Annotated in this window: 13 protein-coding genes and 1 tRNA gene; 1 reads left to right on the top strand and 13 read right to left on the bottom strand. The window is 59.2% G+C overall.

Going from position 1 to position 18470, the window contains the following annotated elements; translation table 11 throughout:
• Window positions 1-267 precede the first annotated feature (267 nt).
• From rpoC to rplK, 9 genes are all read right to left on the bottom strand, one after another.
• On the bottom strand, window positions 268-4515 hold the full coding sequence (gene rpoC / locus PRI8871_RS01655; protein ID WP_108884440.1) for a DNA-directed RNA polymerase subunit beta': 4248 nt from the start codon (window positions 4513-4515) through the stop codon (window positions 268-270).
• 60 nt (window positions 4516-4575) lie between these two features.
• The gene (locus PRI8871_RS01650) at window positions 4576-5415 is read right to left on the bottom strand and encodes a hypothetical protein (protein ID WP_108884439.1); all 840 of its coding nucleotides are present in this window, start codon (window positions 5413-5415) and stop codon (window positions 4576-4578) included.
• 59 nt (window positions 5416-5474) lie between these two features.
• A complete protein-coding gene (rpoB, locus tag PRI8871_RS01645) occupies window positions 5475-9611 on the bottom strand; it encodes a DNA-directed RNA polymerase subunit beta (RefSeq protein ID WP_108884438.1) in 4137 nt (1378 codons plus the stop codon).
• A gap of 510 nt (window positions 9612-10121) precedes the next feature.
• Window positions 10122-10502: a 50S ribosomal protein L7/L12 gene (gene rplL, locus PRI8871_RS01640; RefSeq protein ID WP_108884437.1), complete on the bottom strand. Its 381-nt coding sequence runs from the start codon at window positions 10500-10502 to the stop codon at window positions 10122-10124.
• A 74-nt stretch (window positions 10503-10576) separates the two neighbouring features.
• On the bottom strand, window positions 10577-11089 hold the full coding sequence (rplJ, locus tag PRI8871_RS01635) for a 50S ribosomal protein L10 (protein ID WP_108884436.1): 513 nt from the start codon (window positions 11087-11089) through the stop codon (window positions 10577-10579).
• 283 nt (window positions 11090-11372) lie between these two features.
• A complete protein-coding gene (locus tag PRI8871_RS01630) occupies window positions 11373-12497 on the bottom strand; it encodes a glycosyltransferase family 61 protein (RefSeq protein WP_108884435.1) in 1125 nt (374 codons plus the stop codon).
• A 72-nt stretch (window positions 12498-12569) separates the two neighbouring features.
• Window positions 12570-13466: a glycosyltransferase family 2 protein gene (locus tag PRI8871_RS01625; protein WP_181389341.1), complete on the bottom strand. Its 897-nt coding sequence runs from the start codon at window positions 13464-13466 to the stop codon at window positions 12570-12572.
• Window positions 13467-13520: 54 nt separating this feature from the next.
• On the bottom strand, window positions 13521-14219 hold the full coding sequence (rplA, locus tag PRI8871_RS01620) for a 50S ribosomal protein L1 (RefSeq protein WP_108884433.1): 699 nt from the start codon (window positions 14217-14219) through the stop codon (window positions 13521-13523).
• 1 nt (window position 14220) lies between these two features.
• Window positions 14221-14646, bottom strand: a complete 426-nt coding sequence (rplK, locus tag PRI8871_RS01615) for a 50S ribosomal protein L11 (protein ID WP_108884432.1) — start codon at window positions 14644-14646, stop codon at window positions 14221-14223.
• A gap of 274 nt (window positions 14647-14920) precedes the next feature.
• Here rplK and PRI8871_RS01610 point away from each other — a divergent pair, with 274 nt between their 5' ends.
• Window positions 14921-15889, top strand: a complete 969-nt coding sequence (locus PRI8871_RS01610) for a glycerophosphodiester phosphodiesterase family protein (protein ID WP_219928985.1) — start codon at window positions 14921-14923, stop codon at window positions 15887-15889.
• Between the two features lie 60 nt (window positions 15890-15949).
• On the opposite strand, the gene nusG is transcribed toward PRI8871_RS01610, so the two are convergent.
• From nusG to PRI8871_RS01590, 4 genes are all read right to left on the bottom strand, one after another.
• Window positions 15950-16486 (bottom strand): transcription termination/antitermination protein NusG, encoded by a 537-nt coding sequence (nusG, locus tag PRI8871_RS01605; RefSeq protein ID WP_108884431.1) that lies wholly within the window; start codon window positions 16484-16486, stop codon window positions 15950-15952.
• 174 nt (window positions 16487-16660) lie between these two features.
• Window positions 16661-16858 carry a preprotein translocase subunit SecE gene (gene secE, locus PRI8871_RS01600; protein WP_108884430.1) on the bottom strand — a complete coding sequence of 66 codons (198 nt, stop codon included), beginning with the start codon at window positions 16856-16858 and terminating at the stop codon, window positions 16661-16663.
• A 416-nt stretch (window positions 16859-17274) separates the two neighbouring features.
• A tRNA-Trp gene (locus PRI8871_RS01595) sits at window positions 17275-17350 on the bottom strand.
• Between the two features lie 80 nt (window positions 17351-17430).
• A complete protein-coding gene (locus tag PRI8871_RS01590; RefSeq protein ID WP_146188629.1) occupies window positions 17431-18417 on the bottom strand; it encodes a zinc transporter ZntB in 987 nt (328 codons plus the stop codon).
• Window positions 18418-18470 lie beyond the last annotated feature (53 nt).

The following is an 18470-nucleotide window of genomic DNA, read 5'->3' as shown; positions in this document are numbered from 1 at the left end:
GGATCTCATCTCCGGTGCCGCCTTTCAGACCAAATTTCAGCGAGTTGCAATGGCAAATGCGACAGGCAGATGCCACTTTTTTCGCCGAAATTTCCGGGCGCGCACGAACGCCACTGCGCGGCACGCTGAGGGGCGATTCAGCCGTAGCCTAGACCATCTGCAAAACCGCCCGAGCGCCGCCACAGGGGCCGCTGAGACGCCCCCTGCCCCAAGCGAAAGGCCCCGGCGCATCGCTGCACCGGGGCCTGTTCAATCACTCAGCTGCGATCAATCGCGGCTTTCGGGCGTATCCACGATCAGCGTGTCGAATTCATCGCCACCGATCACGTCGTCCGACATTTCTGGCGCCGCCAAGGCAACAGCGGCCTGGGCTTCGTCGCGGCGTGCCTCGATCACGATATTGTCGCGATCTGCGGCGATGCGGCGAACGCGCTGGGTTGCACCACCGGTCCCGGCAGGGATCAGACGGCCCACGATGACGTTCTCTTTCAGGCCAACCAGCTTGTCCCTTTTGCCCTGAACCGATGCTTCGGTCAGAACGCGGGTGGTTTCCTGGAACGATGCCGCCGAGATGAACGAACGCGTCTGGAGCGAGGCTTTGGTGATCCCCAGAAGGATCGGCTGGCCCTGTGCCGGACGGCCATTCTTCGAAATCGCCTTTTCGTTGGCGGCGTCGAATTCGGCCTTGTCGACATGTTCACCCTTCAGCAGCGTGGTGTCGCCGCTATCAAGGATTTCCCACTTTTGCAGCATCTGGCGCACGATCACTTCGACGTGCTTGTCGTTGATCTTCACGCCTTGCAGTCGGTACACGTCCTGCACTTCGTCGATCATGTAGTTTGCCAGCGCTTCGATGCCCATGATGGCGAGGATGTCATGCGGCGCAGGGTTGCCGTCCATGATGTAATCGCCCTTCTGGACATAGTCGCCTTCGACCACCGGGATGTGCTTGCCCTTGGGCACCATGTATTCCACGGGCTCCATCGTTTCGTCCGACGGCTCGATCGTGATGCGGCGCTTGTTCTTGTAGTCGCGACCAAAGCGCACGTAACCATCGATTTCCGCGATGATTGCGTGGTCTTTCGGACGACGTGCTTCGAACAGTTCGGCCACACGCGGCAGACCACCGGTAATGTCTTTCGTCTTCGCGCCTTCGCGCGGGATACGAGCGACAACGTCACCGGCCTTGATGTCCTGACCATCTTCGCACGACAGAATTGCATCTACCGACATCGGGTAGGTGACAGGGTTGCCAGCCGCGTTGCGGACCGGTTCACCATTGCCATCGACCAGAATGATTTCCGGCTTCAGCTCGTTGCCTTTGGGCGCAGCACGCCAGTCGGTCACGATCTTCTGGGTCATGCCCGTCGCATCGTCGGTCACTTCGCGCACGGCAACACCGTTCACCAGGTCGACGTGTTTCACCACACCGTCCTTTTCGGCGATGATCGGCAGGGTATAGGGATCCCATTCGAACAGTTTGCCGCCGCGCTCGATCTTGTCACCGGCCTTGACGAACAGCTTGGAGCCGTAGCCCAGCTTGAAGCTGGCACGTTCTTCGCCCTGCTCATCCTGGATCAGCAGCTTCATGTTCCGGCCCAGAACCAGTGTTTCACCGTTGACGTTCTCGATGGTGTTTTCACCTTCGAACGAAATGATGCCTTCCTGGTTGGCTTCTTGGAACGACTGCTGGCCACCCTGTGCAACGCCGCCGATGTGGAACGTCCGCATCGTCAGCTGCGTGCCCGGTTCACCAATCGACTGCGCGGCGATGATGCCGACAGCTTCGCCAGTGTTGACCATCGTACCGCGTGCAAGGTCACGACCATAGCACATGGCGCAGACGCCCTCTTCGGCCTCACAGGTCAGCGGCGAGCGAATACGCGCGGTGGCAACACCGGCTTCTTCGACCGCGTCGGCCATACGTTCGTCGATCAGCGTGTCCAGCTTGATGATGATCTCATCAGTGCCCGGACGCTTGATGTCTTCGGCAGCAACACGGCCCAGAATGCGTTCGCCCAGCGATGCAACGACTTCACCGTCGTTCACAGCCGCTTCGGCGGTGATCGCATTGTCGGTGCCGCAATCCTTCAGACGAACGATGCAGTCCTGCGCCACGTCCACCAGACGACGGGTCAGGTAACCCGAGTTCGCCGTCTTAAGTGCCGTATCCGACAGACCCTTACGTGCGCCGTGGGTCGAGTTGAAGTACTCAAGAACCGTCAGGCCTTCTTTAAAGTTCGAGATGATCGGCGTTTCGATGATGTCGCCGTTCGGCTTTGCCATCAGGCCGCGCATCCCGCCCAGCTGCTTCATCTGCGTAACCGAGCCACGCGCACCGGAGTGGGCCATCATGTAAACCGAGTTCGGTTCCATTTCCGCGCCCGCTTCGTCATGCTTGGCAGCCGAGATCGTGCTCATCATGGCTTCGGTGACTTTGTCGTTACACTTCGACCAGGCGTCGACAACTTTGTTGTACTTTTCGCCCTGAGTGATCAGGCCGTCCATGTACTGCTGTTCAAAGTCTTTCACCTGCTCGCGGGTGTCATCGACGATGGTCCACTTGTTGTCGGGCACAACCATGTCGTCCTTACCGAACGAAATGCCCGCCTTGAACGCTTCTTTGAAGCCCATCGACATGATCTGGTCACAGAAGATGACCGACTCTTTCTGACCGCAGTAACGGTAGACGGTGTCGATGACGCGCTGCACGTCTTTCTTACGCAGCAGCGTGTTGACCAGGTCAAACGGAGCCTTGGCGTTCTGCGGCAGCAACGCGCCCAGACGCACGCGGCCAGGCGTGGTTTCATAGCGCTTGATGACTTCCATGCCGTCTTCGTCGATCTGCGGCACGCGGGCCGTGATCTTGGTATGCAAGTGCACTTCGCCAGCGTTCAGGGCGTGCTCGACTTCCTCGATCGACGAGAAGACCATGCCTTCGCCCTTCATGCCTTCGCGCATGATGGTCACGTAGTAGAGACCCAGAATCATATCCTGCGACGGAACGATGATCGGTGCGCCGTTTGCGGGCGACAGAACGTTGTTCGTCGACATCATCAGAACACGGGCTTCCAACTGCGCTTCCAGCGACAACGGAACGTGAACGGCCATCTGGTCGCCATCGAAGTCAGCGTTGAACGCCGAACAGACCAGCGGGTGCAGCTGGATGGCTTTGCCTTCGATCAGCTTGGGTTCGAACGCCTGAATGCCAAGACGGTGCAGCGTCGGCGCACGGTTCAGCATGACGGGGTGTTCGCGGATCACCTCATCGAGGATATCCCACACTTCGGGACGTTCTTTTTCGACCAGCTTCTTGGCCTGCTTCACGGTCGAAGACAGACCTTTGGCTTCAAGGCGCGAATAGATGAACGGCTTGAACAATTCGAGCGCCATCTTCTTCGGCAGACCGCACTGGTGCAGCTTCAGTTCGGGGCCGGTCACAATGACCGAACGACCCGAGAAGTCGACGCGCTTGCCCAAAAGGTTCTGACGGAAACGGCCCTGCTTACCTTTCAGCATGTCCGACAGCGACTTCAGCGGGCGCTTGTTGGCGCCAGTGATGACGCGGCCACGGCGGCCGTTGTCGAACAATGCGTCAACCGATTCCTGCAGCATCCGCTTTTCGTTACGGACGATGATGTCAGGCGCGCGCAGTTCAATCAGGCGCTTCAGACGGTTGTTCCGGTTGATGACGCGGCGGTACAGGTCGTTCAGGTCAGAGGTCGCAAAGCGGCCACCATCCAGCGGAACCAGCGGGCGCAGTTCTGGCGGGATCACGGGGATCACGGTCAGAACCATCCACTCGGGGCGGTTGCCCGATTCCAGGAAGGATTCAACGACCTTCAGGCGCTTGATGATCTTCTTGGGCTTCAATTCGCCCGTGGCTTCCTTCAGCTCTTCGCGCAGGCGGTCGGCTTCGGCTTCCAGATCGATGTTGGCCAGCATTTCACGGATCGCTTCAGCGCCGATATTGGCGGTGAAGGCGTCCATGCCGTACTGGTCCTGGGCGTCCATGAACTCTTCTTCGTTGAGCATCTGGCCGTATTGCAGGTCCGTCAGACCCGGCTCGATCACAACGTAGTTTTCAAAGTACAGCACACGCTCCAGATCGCGCAGCGTCATGTCCAGCATCAGGCCGATGCGCGACGGCAGCGACTTGAGGAACCAGATATGGGCGCAGGGCGCGGCCAGTTCGATGTGGCCCATGCGTTCGCGGCGCACTTTTTGCAGCGTGACTTCGACACCGCATTTTTCGCAGACAACGCCGCGATACTTCATGCGCTTGTATTTGCCGCAGAGGCATTCGTAATCTTTGATCGGGCCAAAGATACGGGCACAGAAAAGGCCATCGCGTTCCGGCTTGAACGTCCGGTAGTTGATGGTTTCCGGCTTTTTGATCTCACCGAAGGACCACGACAGGATCCGCTCGGGCGAGGCCAGCGAGACCTTGATCTCGTCGAACGCCTTCGGCGGGGTCAGCGGGTTGAACGGGTTGTTGGTCAGTTCCTGGTTCATCTTGGGTCCCTCTTGCGGGCGGGGGCGGGAAATTGGGTGATCGGGGCTGGGGTCAGATTGTCAGGGTTCGACAAATTCAAAGCGTTTCGCCTTTGCCAGCTTGCGCCGCATCATGCGGCCGATATCTGGCACGTAGACCAGATCATGTGAATCGTAGAACGGGTTCAGATTGCGCTTCAGCACGCGCAACTGGTCCTTGATACGGGCTTTAGCCTCGCCATAAGGCTGATTGCTGATCGCGGCGATCGACCGGGTCTTGGGCGAGACCGGAAACCGGGTCACCACGCGCAGATCGTTCATCACACCACGGTCCAGCAGGGCCAGAACATAGCTTTCGTTGCAGTCACGGGCATAGGCGGGCGCCTGGAACCGGTCCAGAACGTCGGCCATGATGCCTGCACGGAATCCGGCCAGTCCGAAGACCACCGAAATCTGACCCGGCCGCATATCATGCAGATACAGGTCATAGCCCTTGGGCAACGCGTGCAACACCTCGGTCAGGTTGTCGAAGACATAGCGCCCGGTCAGCTTCCAGATGGTGGCGTCGGGCGTTTCCGTCAAACGGGATGCCCGGACCAGAGCCTCTTTCAGCAAGCTGCATTCAGCATAGAACCGGTCAGACTTCGGCGCGGTGGACATGCCGTCATAGCTGATCAGGTCGACATGGTCCTGCAATCCGGCGTCCTTCGCCATAGTGGCGAATTGGCTCAGATCGTGGCCGCTGTTTTCAACCAGAACCAGCGCATCAAACGTGCCATTGGCCAGATGATCCAGATAGACCGGAAACGCCTGCAAATAGTCACCAAGACGCACTGCCGGATCCGAACGCATCAGCTTCGGAACCCAGGCAGGCGGCGTCACAGTGGCCGTCAGCAAGGCAATGTTCGGGCTATTGGTCATCAAACCTTCCGAGTTGGCGTGGCCGGGGGCAAGCGCTGCCCGCCCCCGATGAAAGACGATTACTCGTCTTCCTCCGCATCCAGCAGTTCCATGTTCAGGCCAAGGCCGCGGACTTCCTTCACGAGAACGTTGAAGGATTCCGGGACGCCAGCCTCGAAGTTGTCTTCGCCTTTGACGATGGATTCATAGACCTTGGTCCGGCCTGCCACGTCGTCCGACTTCACCGTCAGCATTTCCTGCAAGGTGTAAGCGGCGCCGTAAGCTTCCAAGGCCCAAACTTCCATTTCCCCGAAGCGCTGACCACCGAACTGTGCCTTACCACCCAGCGGCTGCTGAGTAACAAGCGAGTACGGGCCAGTCGAACGGGCGTGAATCTTGTCGTCCACAAGGTGGTGCAGCTTCAGCAGGTACTTGACGCCCACGGTGACCTTACGCGCGAACTGTTCACCGGTGCGGCCGTCGAACAGGATCGACTGACCGGACTCGTTGAAGCCAGCGCGCTTCAGCGCATCGTTGACATCCAGTTCCTTGGCACCGTCGAAGACCGGCGTTGCGATCGGAACACCGCGCGTGACGTTGCCAGCGGCTTCGACCAGCTGACCTTCGTCCATACCGGCAAGACCTTCGTCATAGACGTCGTCACCATAGGCCAGCTTCATCGCGTCACGAACCGGGGTCAGGTCGCCAGTGCGGCGATAGTCCTGCAACGCTTCGTCCACTTTGATGCCCAGACCGCGTGCGGCCCAGCCCATGTGGGTTTCAAGGATCTGACCGACGTTCATACGCGACGGAACACCTAGCGGGTTCAGACAGAAGTCAACCGGCGTACCATCTTCGAGGAACGGCATGTCTTCGGCAGGAACAACGCGTGAGATAACACCCTTGTTCCCGTGACGACCGGCCATCTTATCGCCCGGCTGAAGCTTACGCTTCACGGCGATGAAGACCTTAACCATCTTCATCACACCCGGCGGCAGATCGTCGCCGCGACGGACTTTTTCGACCTTGTCCTCAAAGCGGGCATCCAGGGCACGCTTCTGCGCTTCGTACTGTTCGTGCAGCGCTTCGACGTGCTTGGCGTCTTCTTCGCCCTCAAGGGCAAGCTGCCACCACTGGCCACGGCTCAGGCTACCGAGCAGTTCGTCGGTGATTTCCGAGTTGGAGCGAACGCCTTTGGGGCCTTTCACCGCCACCTTGCCTTCGATCATCGTACGCAGACGCGCATAGATGTTCCGGTCAAGGATCGCCAATTCGTCGTCACGGTCACGCGCAAGGCTTTCGACCTCTTCGCGTTCGATCTGCAGGGCACGTTCGTCTTTTTCCACACCGTGGCGGTTGAAGACGCGGACCTCAACGACAGTACCGTAATCACCCGGCTTCACACGCAGCGAGGTGTCGCGCACGTCCGATGCCTTTTCACCGAAGATGGCGCGCAGAAGCTTTTCTTCCGGCGTCATCGGGCTTTCGCCCTTCGGAGTGATCTTACCAACCAGAATGTCGCCCGGCTCTACGTCGGCACCGATGTAGACGATGCCCGCTTCGTCGAGGTTGCGAAGCGCTTCTTCGCCGACGTTCGGGATATCGCGGGTGATTTCTTCCGGCCCAAGTTTGGTGTCACGTGCGGCCACTTCGAATTCTTCGATGTGGACCGAGGTGAACACGTCATCCTTGGCGATACGTTCCGAAATCAGGATCGAGTCTTCGTAGTTGTAGCCGTTCCAGGGCATAAACGCGACGATCACGTTTTTACCAAGCGCCAGTTCACCCATGTCGGTCGACGGGCCGTCGGCGATCACTTCGCCTTTGCCCACGATGTCGCCCACCTTCACCAGCGGACGCTGGTTGATACAGGTGTTCTGGTTCGAACGCTGGAACTTGCGCATCCGGTAGATGTCAACGCCCGGATCACCCGGTTCAAGCGGATCGGTCACGCGGACCACGATACGCATCGCGTCCACCTGGTCGATCACGCCGCCACGGTGCGCCATGATGGCCGCGCCGGAGTCGCGTGCGACGATTTCCTCGATGCCGGTGCCAACCAGCGGCGCTTCAGAGCGCAGGGTCGGAACGGCCTGACGTTGCATGTTCGAGCCCATCAGAGCGCGGTTGGCGTCGTCGTTTTCAAGGAACGGGATCAGCGAGGCCGCAACCGACACCAGCTGCTTGGGCGAAACGTCGATCAGATCAACGCTTTCGTTCGGCGCAAGGGTGTAGTCGCCCGACTGACGGGTCGAAACCAGATCGTTGATGAAACGGCCATTTTCGTCGAGGTTGGCGTTCGCCTGCGCAACGGTGTGGCGCATTTCCTCGGTCGCGGACATGTAGTGCACTTCGTCGGTGACCTGACCGTCCTTAACGACACGGTACGGGGTTTCGATGAAGCCATACTTGTTCACGCGGGCAAAGGTCGCCAGCGAGTTGATCAGACCAATGTTCGGACCTTCCGGCGTTTCAATCGGGCACATCCGGCCATAGTGGGTCGGGTGAACGTCGCGGACTTCGAAGCCTGCGCGTTCGCGGGTCAGACCGCCCGGTCCAAGGGCCGACAGACGGCGCTTGTGCGTGACTTCCGACAACGGGTTGGTTTGGTCCATGAACTGCGACAGCTGCGACGAGCCAAAGAATTCACGGACAGCCGCAGCCGCCGGTTTCGCGTTGATCAGATCCTGCGGCATAACCGTGTCGATCTCGACCGAGGACATACGTTCCTTGATCGCGCGTTCCATACGCAGCAGGCCAACGCGGTACTGGTTTTCCATCAGTTCGCCAACCGAGCGCACACGGCGGTTGCCGAGGTGGTCGATGTCGTCGATGTCGCCCTTACCGTCACGCAGTTCCACCAGCGCCTTGATGCAGGCAACGATGTCTTCGCGGTCCAGCGTGCGCTGGGTGTCGGGCTTGCCCAGATCCAGACGCATGTTCATTTTCACGCGGCCAACAGCCGACAGATCATAACGTTCGGAATCGAAGAACAGCGTGTCGAACAGGGCCGATGCGGCCTCAACGGTCGGCGGCTCACCCGGACGCATGACGCGGTAGATGTCCATGAGCGCGGTGTCGCGGTTCATGTTCTTATCGGTCGCCATCGTGTTGCGCATGTAGGCGCCCACGTTGATGTTGTCGATGTCCAGAACCGGGATTTCGGTGATGCCGGCGTCTACCAGCTCTTTCAGCGACCCACCGGTCACTTCGCCGTCTTTATCGACAACCCAAGTCAGCTCATCACCAGCTTCGACATAGATCGCGCCGGTGTCTTCGTTGATGATGTCCTTGGCGACGAATTTGCCAACGATATTGCTGAACGGAACCAGCAGGTGGGTGATCGCACCTTCGTCGATGATCTTCTTGACCGCGCGGGGCGTAACCTTCTTGCCAGCTTCGGCAACGATTTCACCGCTGTCGGCATCAACCAGATCAAAGGTCGGACGGGTGCCGCGCACGCGTTCCGGGAAGAACTTGGTGCGCCAGCCGCGGTTGCGATCCAGCGTGTAGGTGACGGTATCATAGTAAGCATCCATGATGCTTTCCTGATCCAGACCCAGCGCATAAAGCAGCGTGGTGACCGGCAGCTTGCGGCGACGGTCGATACGCGCAAAGACGATGTCCTTGGCGTCAAATTCGAAGTCCAGCCACGAGCCACGGTACGGAATGATACGGCAGGCAAACAGCAGCTTGCCCGAGCTGTGCGTCTTGCCTTTGTCGTGGTCAAAGAACACGCCCGGCGAACGGTGCATCTGGGAAACGATCACACGCTCGGTGCCGTTCACGATGAACGTGCCGTTCGGCGTCATCAGGGGCATATCGCCCATGAACACGTCTTGTTCCTTGATATCCTTAACCGACTTCGCGCCAGTGTCTTCGTCGATATCAAACACGATCAAGCGCAGCGTCACCTTCAACGGCGCGCTGTAGGTCATGTCGCGCTGCATACATTCTTCGACGTCGTATTTCGGCTTTTCCAGCTCGTAGTTGACGAATTCCAGAATGCTGGTTTCGTTGAAGTCTTTGATCGGGAAAACGGACTGGAAGACGCCCATGATCCCTTCGCCAGCGGTCGGCTGCGGCTGATCGCCCGACTTCAGGAACAGTTCATAGGAAGATTTCTGAACCTCAATGAGGTTCGGCATCTCGAGCACTTCGCGAATTTTACCGTAATAACGGCGAAGTCGTTTTTGTCCGAGGAAGCTTTGCGCCATGACAGATGTCACCTTTCGATATCTCGTCGAGACACGCGCCGTCGGGCCACGGCGCGCCTCTTCAGTGACGGCAATTGGATCCGGCTCCATTCTCGGCGCGCGTCCCACCGCACACCACTCGATCCGGAAATCCCTGCCTTGGAAAGCTCCTCCGCGAAGGAGCTTGCCAAGCCGGGGGCACTGACCAAATTGTCGGGGATATTCCGATGTTTGGCAGTAAAACGGGATGTATCAGATGCTAAAGTGTGCGACCCCCTGCCATTCAAAACACCAGAACGGGTTCGAATCGGTCGAACCCGCAGGAGATTTCCGAATATTCGGTGAACGTCACGAGCGCAAGACCCAAATCGGGCTTTGCGATGATTTTCTCAGGCGGCCAGAATGTCAAAAAACCGTGAAAAGGTCAAGCTGCCATGCCATGAGCGGAACCCCTAAACGCAACAAGCGCCCCGGAACGGAGCGCTTGCCACTGTAATCCGATGTGCTGCGCAGATGCGCGGCACAGGATGATTACTTGAGTTCGATCTCGGCGCCAGCTGCTTCCAGCTTCGCTTTGATGTCCTCGGCTTCCTCTTTCGAGACGCCTTCTTTGACAGCTTTGCCGCCAGCTTCGACCAGATCTTTGGCTTCTTTCAGGCCCAGACCGGTGATGCCGCGAACTTCTTTGATCACGTTGATCTTCTTGTCGCCTGCCGACTTGAGGATGACGTCGAATTCCGTCTTTTCTTCCTCAGCTGCGCCACCGGCGTCGCCTGCCGGGCCAGCCATCATGACGGCGCCGCCAGCTGCGGGCTCGATGCCGTATTCGTCTTTCAGGATGGTCTTCAGCTCTTGTGCTTCGAGCAGGGTCAGACCAACGATTTCTTCTGCGAGTTTCTTCAGATCAGCCATTTTTTGACTCTTTCCGTATTTTGATGTGTTCCAACGTCAGGGGGTAAATCCCTACGCAGATCTCATAAGTTGCCTTACGCAGCTTTCTCTTCGATCGTCGAAAGAATGCTTGCGATATTCGAAGCAGGTGCGCCAATCGCGCCGGCGATGTTTGCAGCAGGTGCGCCAATGCAGCCCACGATCGAAGCAATAAGCTCCTCGCGCGACGGCATCTTCGACACAGCTTCAACACCAGCCCGGTCAAGGGCCTGGTCACCCATTGCACCGCCAAGGATTTCGAACTTTTTGTTCTCTTTGGCGAAGTCCTCAACCACCTTGGCAGCTGCCACGGGGTCTTCGGAGTAGGTGATCACGGTCATGCCCGAAAGGTAGTCAGCGATGCTTGCGCAGGGCTTGCCTTCCAGAGCGATTTTGGCGAGCCTGTTCTTGGCGACACGAACGCTACCACCGGCCTCACGGGCTTTGGCGCGCAGGTTCTGCATCTCGGCAACCGTGAGGCCTTCGTAGTGGGCAACCACAACGACGCCAGAGCTTTCGAAGATTTGGCCGAGTTCCTCGACCACTTTTTCTTTCTGGGCTCTATCCACAGTTTCACTCCAATTATTGGAGGGATGACCCTCCGGCTCAGTTCTGCCGGGGTAGAACCCCGACAACGGGTCCTTACGGGTCCTGCGCAAAATCGCCCTAGGGAAGCCGAGGCGGCATTCCGAAGAAACTTTGTCATTTCCCGTCTCGGGCAGGATTTAACAGCCGAAGCCAACCCACCGTCTCGGACGAAACGGGGGCCAAACACGAATCGTGATCTGCCCCACGAGGGGTGCATTACTGGTTTTGTCAGAAAGTTCCAACCCTTTTTCGGCGCATCGCCGGTTAGAAGGCGCTTTCCTCGATGGGAACGAAGTTCAGGGGCGCTTTGACCCGCGCCTCATAGCGGCCAATCACCTTGCCGCGGCGATTGTCGGACATGGGCCGCCAAGCATCGGGATTTTCGATGAACCCATTGTCCGCCAGATCCTGACCCACGGCGGGGAAATCCAGATCGGCAAAGCTCGACCAGATCAGGTTCTTGCGCCCTTCATGCATCAGATAGCCATTCATGCGGTTCACCACCAAGGGCGGGCGCCCCATGAAACCGGCCAATTGCGGGAAGATGTTGATATGTCCGGCTTTGCGGCGCAGCAAAATGGCCACATCCTGATCGGGCTGACCGACAAAGCCGACCATATGCAGGGCGCTGCCATCGGGGCCGATGACATGGCTTGCCCCCATATAGGCCGCGATCTGCTGTTCGATTGTGTCCTGTTCCGGGCAGTAGATGTGATAGCCTTCGGCCTTCAGCAACCGTTCGATATAGAATTCAGCGAACACCCCGCCCCGCCGCAGCCCATAAGCCGCACGCGACAGATACAGCTTTTTGTGCGGACCAGGCGCGAGGCCCTGCGTCAACCGGCGACGGATGAAATCGCGAAACACCGGTGTGCCCGATGCCAAAACCCCCATGCCGCAGCCCTGTTGCGGGATCAGCAGCTCTTCGACCTCGGTGCTGGCCTCGACCACGCGAATGGGCAAATCAATCCCCATGCGCTTTAGCAGCATTTCGTCAAAGCGGTCCGTCACGCCTTCGCGCACCTTTCGCCCAGTGGGCTGAACAAAGACGATCCCATCCAGCGGTTCATTCAGGAATTCCAGCGCCCAAAGCCGCGCAAGGCTTTCGAACAGGAAATGACCAAAATGGCTCCAATAGTCGCCACCGAACAACCAGCGCCCTTGCAGGCGTTCGACCTTGCCGCGTGGCCGTTCCGGCTCTGGCCCCGGCTCAAGAAATGCGCCGCGGCGATGCAGCAACCCTTCGATCACCGGCGCGCCCGAAGGTTCACGCACACAAGGCACCGACACGCCCCGTCCTGTCAGGATCAGCGCGTCACGCACACGCGCAACACCTGGCACGGGCCGGGCGTCCAACAGGTCAGAGTATGGGTTTACGAGTGTGCTCATTAACCATGATATCGCACGGGCTTGCGGCAGAATTTCGGCGAAACTGGCGGCGCAAGCGGGGCAATATGATGGTCAGGCGCTCGGGAAATGCCGCGCGATTGGGGCGTCGAGGTCCAACGCCACGGAATAATGCGCCCGCGCCTGCGCCAATTGCTCCAGCCGGTCCGGCCCGAACACATGGGCGGACTCGTATAGCGCGCGAATGCCCGCCTCGGGGTCTGGTCCCGCACGCAGCGCGGCAATCTTGTCCACCACCGGCGGGCGGAACCCGCTTGAGGCCAGACGCCAATCCAGCTTGGCCCGCCATGACGCATAGCCCCGGTCGTACATATGCAACAGGTAGGCCCCATCGCGCGGGCCCAGTTCCTGCGCGTCGATCTGCTGGCCATCATCGGTCTGCGCCCAATGCTGGCGCAGGGTCAGCGGGCCAAGGCCCGTGCGGATCAGCGATTTGCCGACGTTGTGCCCGACCAAGCCGCTGCGGCGCACCAAGACGTTGCCACCTTCGCCGTAGACCTTGAGCCGCTGCCAGCGTTTCATCGGCAGGCGGAAATGCAGCGCGTCACCGGGGGCCTGCACGACCTCGGCCGGAAGAATACGCACGGACGGTACATCCGGCCCGGCTTGCGCGGCCAGATCGGCCAGCGTTCCACGCTCAAAATACACCAACTCATCGGCATCGACATTGAACAGCCACCCACCTGGCGCGGCCCGCCGGTAGGCCCAAGTCAGGGCCGTGTTCTGGCGCTTGGTAAATCGCACATCGCGCGTCAAACGAAGCGAGGCCCAAAACGCATCGGTGCAAGGCACGATGTCGATCTTTGGATGGGATTGAAGAATAGGGATCGACGGATCTTCGGGATCATCCAGGAACAGCTGAATGCGGTCCGCACCCTGTTCCAGATACCACGCCGCAAATCGAAGCGTTGTGGCGATGTCCTCTTTTAGAATGGCGGCAACCGTCAGCATGCAAACGCCCATTCAAAACGAATAAGGGCGCCCCGAGAGGCGCCCTTGAAAACCTTAGTTGGAACCGGCGGAAGCCACGTCAACCGAAACGCCCGGGCCCATCGTCGAGCTGAGCGAGATTTTCTTCATGTAGGTGCCTTTGGCGCCAGCCGGCTTGGCCTTGGCCACGGCGTCGATGAACGCGCGAACGTTCTCAAGCAGCTTGGCTTCGTCGAACGATGCCTTGCCAACGCCTGCGTGTACAACACCGGCCTTTTCGACCTTGAACTGTACCTGGCCGCCCTTGGCGTCTTCGACAGCCTGCTTGACGTCCATGGTCACGGTGCCAACCTTCGGGTTCGGCATCAGGTTGCGCGGGCCAAGGATTTTACCCAGACGGCCAACGATCGGCATCATGTCCGGGGTCGCAATGCAGCGATCGAAATCAATGGTGCCGCCCTGAATGGATTCCATCAGGTCTTCTGCGCCAACGATATCTGCACCAGCGGCTTGCGCTTCTTCGGCCTTGGGGCCACGTGCGAACACAGCAACGCGAACGGTTTTGCCGGTGCCGTTCGGCAGGCCGACAACGCCGCGGACCATCTGGTCAGCGTGACGCGGGTCAACACCCAGAACCATGGCGATTTCGACGGTTTCGTCGAACTTGGCGGTTGCGTTGGCTTTCACCAGTGCAACGGCTTCGGCCAGAGCGATATCTTCTTTGCCAGCAAAGGCTTCACGTGCAGCAGCGGTGCGTTTTCCGACTTTAGCCATCTTACTTCACCTCAATGCCCATGGAGCGGGCAGAGCCCAGGATGATCTGCATCGCGGCTTCGATGTCGTTCGCGTTCAGATCTTTCATCTTGGCTTCGGCGATTTCTTTCACCTGAGCCACAGTCACCGTACCAACGGTCTCACGACCGGGGTTGTTGGCGCCCGACTTCAGCTTGGCAGCCTTCTTCAGGTAATAAGACGCGGGCGGCGTCTTGATTTCCATGGTGAAGGACTTGTCCTGATAGTAGGTGATCACGGTCGGGCACGGTGCACCGGGCTCCATGTCCTGCGTCTTGGCGTTGAACGCCTTGCAGAATTCCATGATGTTGATGCCGCGCTGACCCAGTGCCGGGCCTACGGGCGGGGACGGGTTTGCCTTACCGGCGGGCACCTGCAGCTTCATGCTGCCGACGAGTTTCTTGGCCATTGGCCTTCTCCTTTTCAACACCTTCGGGGCGCGCCCCTCCGGCTGAGGTTGACGTGGTCTGGTTTGCCCAACGCGTTGGGCGCACCTCCCACGATGAATCAGCTACGCACGCAAATGCGCCGCCGAAGCCCGGCTCTTACACCGATGCCTTCTTTTTGGCAAACCCCTTTTGGCCGGATTTATCCCTCACCCCAATCCCCCCAGCATGTTGCGCCACAAAGCGGAGGCGACGTAGACTGGCCGCGATTTTAGACAGTCATTTGGAGCGGTGCCCGTGGGCATTTGGAAGCGTATCGCAATTGGGGGCGGCATAGTGGCGACGGCGCTCTGGGCCAACAATAGCGCCCTCCTGGTCAAAGCGCCCAAGGAGGCCCAGATCCGCCTTTTGGCCCATCGCGGGGTTCATCAAACCTATGCCGGGGACGCGCGCGACAATGACACCTGCCGCGCCGCGAAAAGCGCACCGATCACGCATCGCTATATCGAGAACACCCTGCCCTCGATCACGCAGGCCTTCGCCCTTGGCGCGGATGTCGTGGAGCTGGACGTGCACCTGACGCCCGACGGCACCTTCGCCGTCTTCCACGACTGGACGCTAGACTGCCAGACGGATGGGACCGGCGTGACCGAAGACACCCCGTTTGAGACGCTGAAAACGTTGGACTTGGGCTATGGCATCACCGATGACGGCGGCGCGACCCATCCCCTGCGCGGCCAAGGCGTTGGCCTTATGCCCAGTCTAAAAGAGGTGCTGGGCGCCCAGCCCGGCCCGCTGCTGGTCAACTTCAAAAGCCGCCGGACAGACGAAGGCGAGGTCTTGGCTGAGCGCCTTATCGAATGGGGGCAGACAGATCAGGTCTGGGCCGTTTATGGCGGTGCACCGCCAACCCGCGCCGCCCTAAGTGCCCTGCCCGACATGCGCGGCTATGACAAATCCAGCTTGATGGATTGCCTGAAACGCTATGCCCTTTGGGGTTGGAGCGGGCATGTGCCGACCGCCTGCCGCAACACGCTGATCGCGATCCCGCAGGACTATGCGCCGTTCCTATGGGGCTGGCCGCATCGCCTGACCAAACGCCTCAAGGCCCATGGCACGGATGTCATCCTGCTCGGCCCCTATGACGGATCTGGCTTTTCATCAGGGATCGACAGCGCCAAGGCCCTTGCTCAGGTGCCCGCCGGATTTGACGGCTACATCTGGACCAACCGGATTGAGGTAATCGGCCCCCTGGTCAAGCGTTGACCCCCAAAAACAAAAAAACCCGGAATGCTCCGGGGTTTTCCATATCCAAATTGAGGCGGCTTATGCGCCCTGCTTGGTGACTTGCGTGAATTCCAGTTCAACCGGCGTTTCGCGGCCAAAGATCGACACCGACACCTTCAGGCGCTGGTTGTCGTCGTCGACCTCTTCGATCATGCCGTCGAAGCCTTCGAACGGGCCGTCGTTGACCTTGACGCGTTCGCCGATCTCAAAGTGGATCAGGGTGCGCGGCTGTTCTTCGCCTTCCTGAACGCGGTTCAGGATCTGGTTCACTTCGGCATCGCGCATCGGCATCGGGCGGCCTTGCGGGCCCAGAAAGCCGGTGACGCGGTTGATCGAATTGATCAGGTGATAGCCCTGATCGGACATTTCCATACGGACAAGAACGTAACCGGGCATAAAGCGGCGTTCGGTCGAAACCTTCTTGCCGCGGCGCACTTCGATCACTTCCTCGGTCGGAACCAAAACTTCGACGATATCGTCCTGAAGCCCCTGTTCTTCGACAGACTGCCGGATTTGTTCGGCAATCTTCTTCTCGAAGTTCGAGAGGACGCTGACCGAGTACCACCGTTTCGCCATCTGACTCACAACCCTTGTGCCAATGCGGCGCTGGGGCCGCGTCATCCTGTTCACCGGGCGAACCCGGCTCCGACAATAAAAATCGGCGTGCGACTCGAATCAGCGCACGCCTTTGCCGGAAGTGTCGTGTGACCTACTAGGCACAAGACATAAATTCAAGAGGGTAGCCCGGACTTAGCCGAACATCCCCAACAGACCCTGCAACCCGGTGCGGATCAGAATATCGACCAGCGCGAAGAACAGCGCTGTAATCGCGGCCATGATGAACACCATCACAGTGGTCAAAAGCACTTCGCGGCGGGTCGGCCAGCTAATCTTCGAGACTTCGGCGCGTACCTGCTGGACGAACTGAACGGGATTGGTCTTGGCCATGCCTGATGCTTTCTCACTTCTCGCGACAGCGGGCGATATACTTGGCACCCGCCCCTGTTGCAAGGGCCGGTGCCGTATTTTGCGCGTTAATGGCGTGGCTGGGCCCGCCTTAGGCCAGCAGATCGAAGGTGGTGCCGCCGCCTTGGATCATAAGGCTGTCCTGCGCCGCCCCGTCTTCGAGGATGTTAAAACATCAGCCGCTGTGCCAGACGTCATCGCCTGCGGCTCCGCTCAAGGCATCAACAGCGACGCCTCCGGTTGGGATATCCTTGGCATTGCAGGGCCGGCAAACAGCGCTCCAGCCGGCGATAAAGACGCTGGTAGACCCGGCGTTTACATGCGGAACGACACAAAGCCGGAAAACTCTACTTGGCGACCCAAGTCGGTTCATCGGTACGGATTTTTGCGGATAAAAATGGCAGGGGCAGCAGGGTTCGAACCCGCGACCTACGGTTTTGGAGACCGTCGCTCTACCAGCTGAGCTATACCCCTAAGGCCGAGCCGTTGGATATGGCAGCCCGCCCCCAAGATCAAGAGGCTTTCTGCACCTTTCTGCGCGAAATGCCCGCGCCTTAGCGGCGGCGACGGCCGATCCAGCCGACCTGCCAGATCACCAGCAACAGAAGCACGACGATTCCGGCGCAAACCGCGCTTAGAATATAAAACGCGCGACCATCATCGACCCCCGGCATGCCCGCGACGTTGACGCCAAACAGACCGGTCAGAAAGCCCAGGGGCAGAAAGATCACCGAAGCGATGGACATGATGAACATGTTTTTGTTCAGCCGGTCCGACAATTGGCCCGACAGTTCTTCGCGCAGAATCATCATCTGGTCGCGCACCTCGGTCATGTCTTCGACGATACGGATCATCTTCATGACCTCTTCTTCCAACTCACGCCGGACGATATCGTCAATGAAGGGCGCGTCATCATGGGCCAGCTCCATCAAAACTTCGCGCTGGGGGATCAAAAAGCGCAGCATCGCAACCACTTGCAGCCGCAGATCCAGCACGGCACGGCGCATCCGTTCGTCGCCATGAGCATAAACACCGTCTTCCAACTCATCGGCGCGCAGGTCCAGATCCTTGGCGAAATTGCCGATCTTGCCGACCAGATCTTCAACCAGACGCACCAGAAACATCCCTGCCTCGGTCGGGGCCGAACCGCGCCGTTCGGCGGTGTCCATCCGCTCAATCGCGCGCACGCGGCGGCGGCTGATGGTCACGATGCGATAGGCGTCGATATACATCCGCACCGAGACCATGTCCTCGGGGCTTTCGCCTTCGTTGAAGTTGATGCCGCGCAGAATCGCGATCATGCCAACCCCCATGGGCATCATGCGCGGGCGCGTGTCCACGTCCAGCAGCGCCTCAATCGCTTGCGGGTCGAGGTAATCCAAATGCTTCGAAATCCACTCAGACGCCTTGGGATGCGTGCCGTCCAGATGCACCCAGCCCAGCGTTTCATCGCGCAGCGTTTTGATCAGCGTCTGCTCATCGCAGGGGCCGGGATTTGGCCCGTTCAGGACATGAGCATAAACGATAGGACTATCGGACATTTTGGCCTCGGATTTTGGCGTGGCCAGCGGCCGCAAAGAAAAAGGGCGCGCGA

Source organism: Pseudoprimorskyibacter insulae, from assembly GCF_900302505.1.
Lineage (GTDB): Bacteria > Pseudomonadota > Alphaproteobacteria > Rhodobacterales > Rhodobacteraceae > Pseudoprimorskyibacter > Pseudoprimorskyibacter insulae.
The sequence above is the reverse complement of the archived record's forward strand: the minus strand, read 5'-3'. Positions and strand labels throughout refer to the sequence as shown.

Bases quoted from the DNA above. Each gene is read 5' to 3' on its own strand.
- rplK (WP_108884432.1), bottom strand. From the start codon at position 14,646: ATGGCCAAGAAACTCGTCGGCAGCATGAAGCTGCAGGTGCCCGCCGGT.
- nusG (WP_108884431.1), bottom strand. From the start codon at position 16,486: ATGGCGAAACGGTGGTACTCGGTCAGCGTCCTCTCGAACTTCGAGAAG.
- PRI8871_RS01650 (WP_108884439.1), bottom strand. From the start codon at position 5,415: ATGACCAATAGCCCGAACATTGCCTTGCTGACGGCCACTGTGACGCCG.
- PRI8871_RS01590 (WP_146188629.1), bottom strand. From the start codon at position 18,417: ATGTCCGATAGTCCTATCGTTTATGCTCATGTCCTGAACGGGCCAAAT.
- rpoC (WP_108884440.1), bottom strand. From the start codon at position 4,515: ATGAACCAGGAACTGACCAACAACCCGTTCAACCCGCTGACCCCGCCG.
- PRI8871_RS01625 (WP_181389341.1), bottom strand. From the start codon at position 13,466: ATGCTGACGGTTGCCGCCATTCTAAAAGAGGACATCGCCACAACGCTT.
- rpoB (WP_108884438.1), bottom strand. From the start codon at position 9,611: ATGGCGCAAAGCTTCCTCGGACAAAAACGACTTCGCCGTTATTACGGT.
- rplL (WP_108884437.1), bottom strand. From the start codon at position 10,502: ATGGCTGATCTGAAGAAACTCGCAGAAGAAATCGTTGGTCTGACCCTG.
- rplA (WP_108884433.1), bottom strand. From the start codon at position 14,219: ATGGCTAAAGTCGGAAAACGCACCGCTGCTGCACGTGAAGCCTTTGCT.
- secE (WP_108884430.1), bottom strand. From the start codon at position 16,858: ATGGCCAAGACCAATCCCGTTCAGTTCGTCCAGCAGGTACGCGCCGAA.
- PRI8871_RS01630 (WP_108884435.1), bottom strand. From the start codon at position 12,497: ATGAGCACACTCGTAAACCCATACTCTGACCTGTTGGACGCCCGGCCC.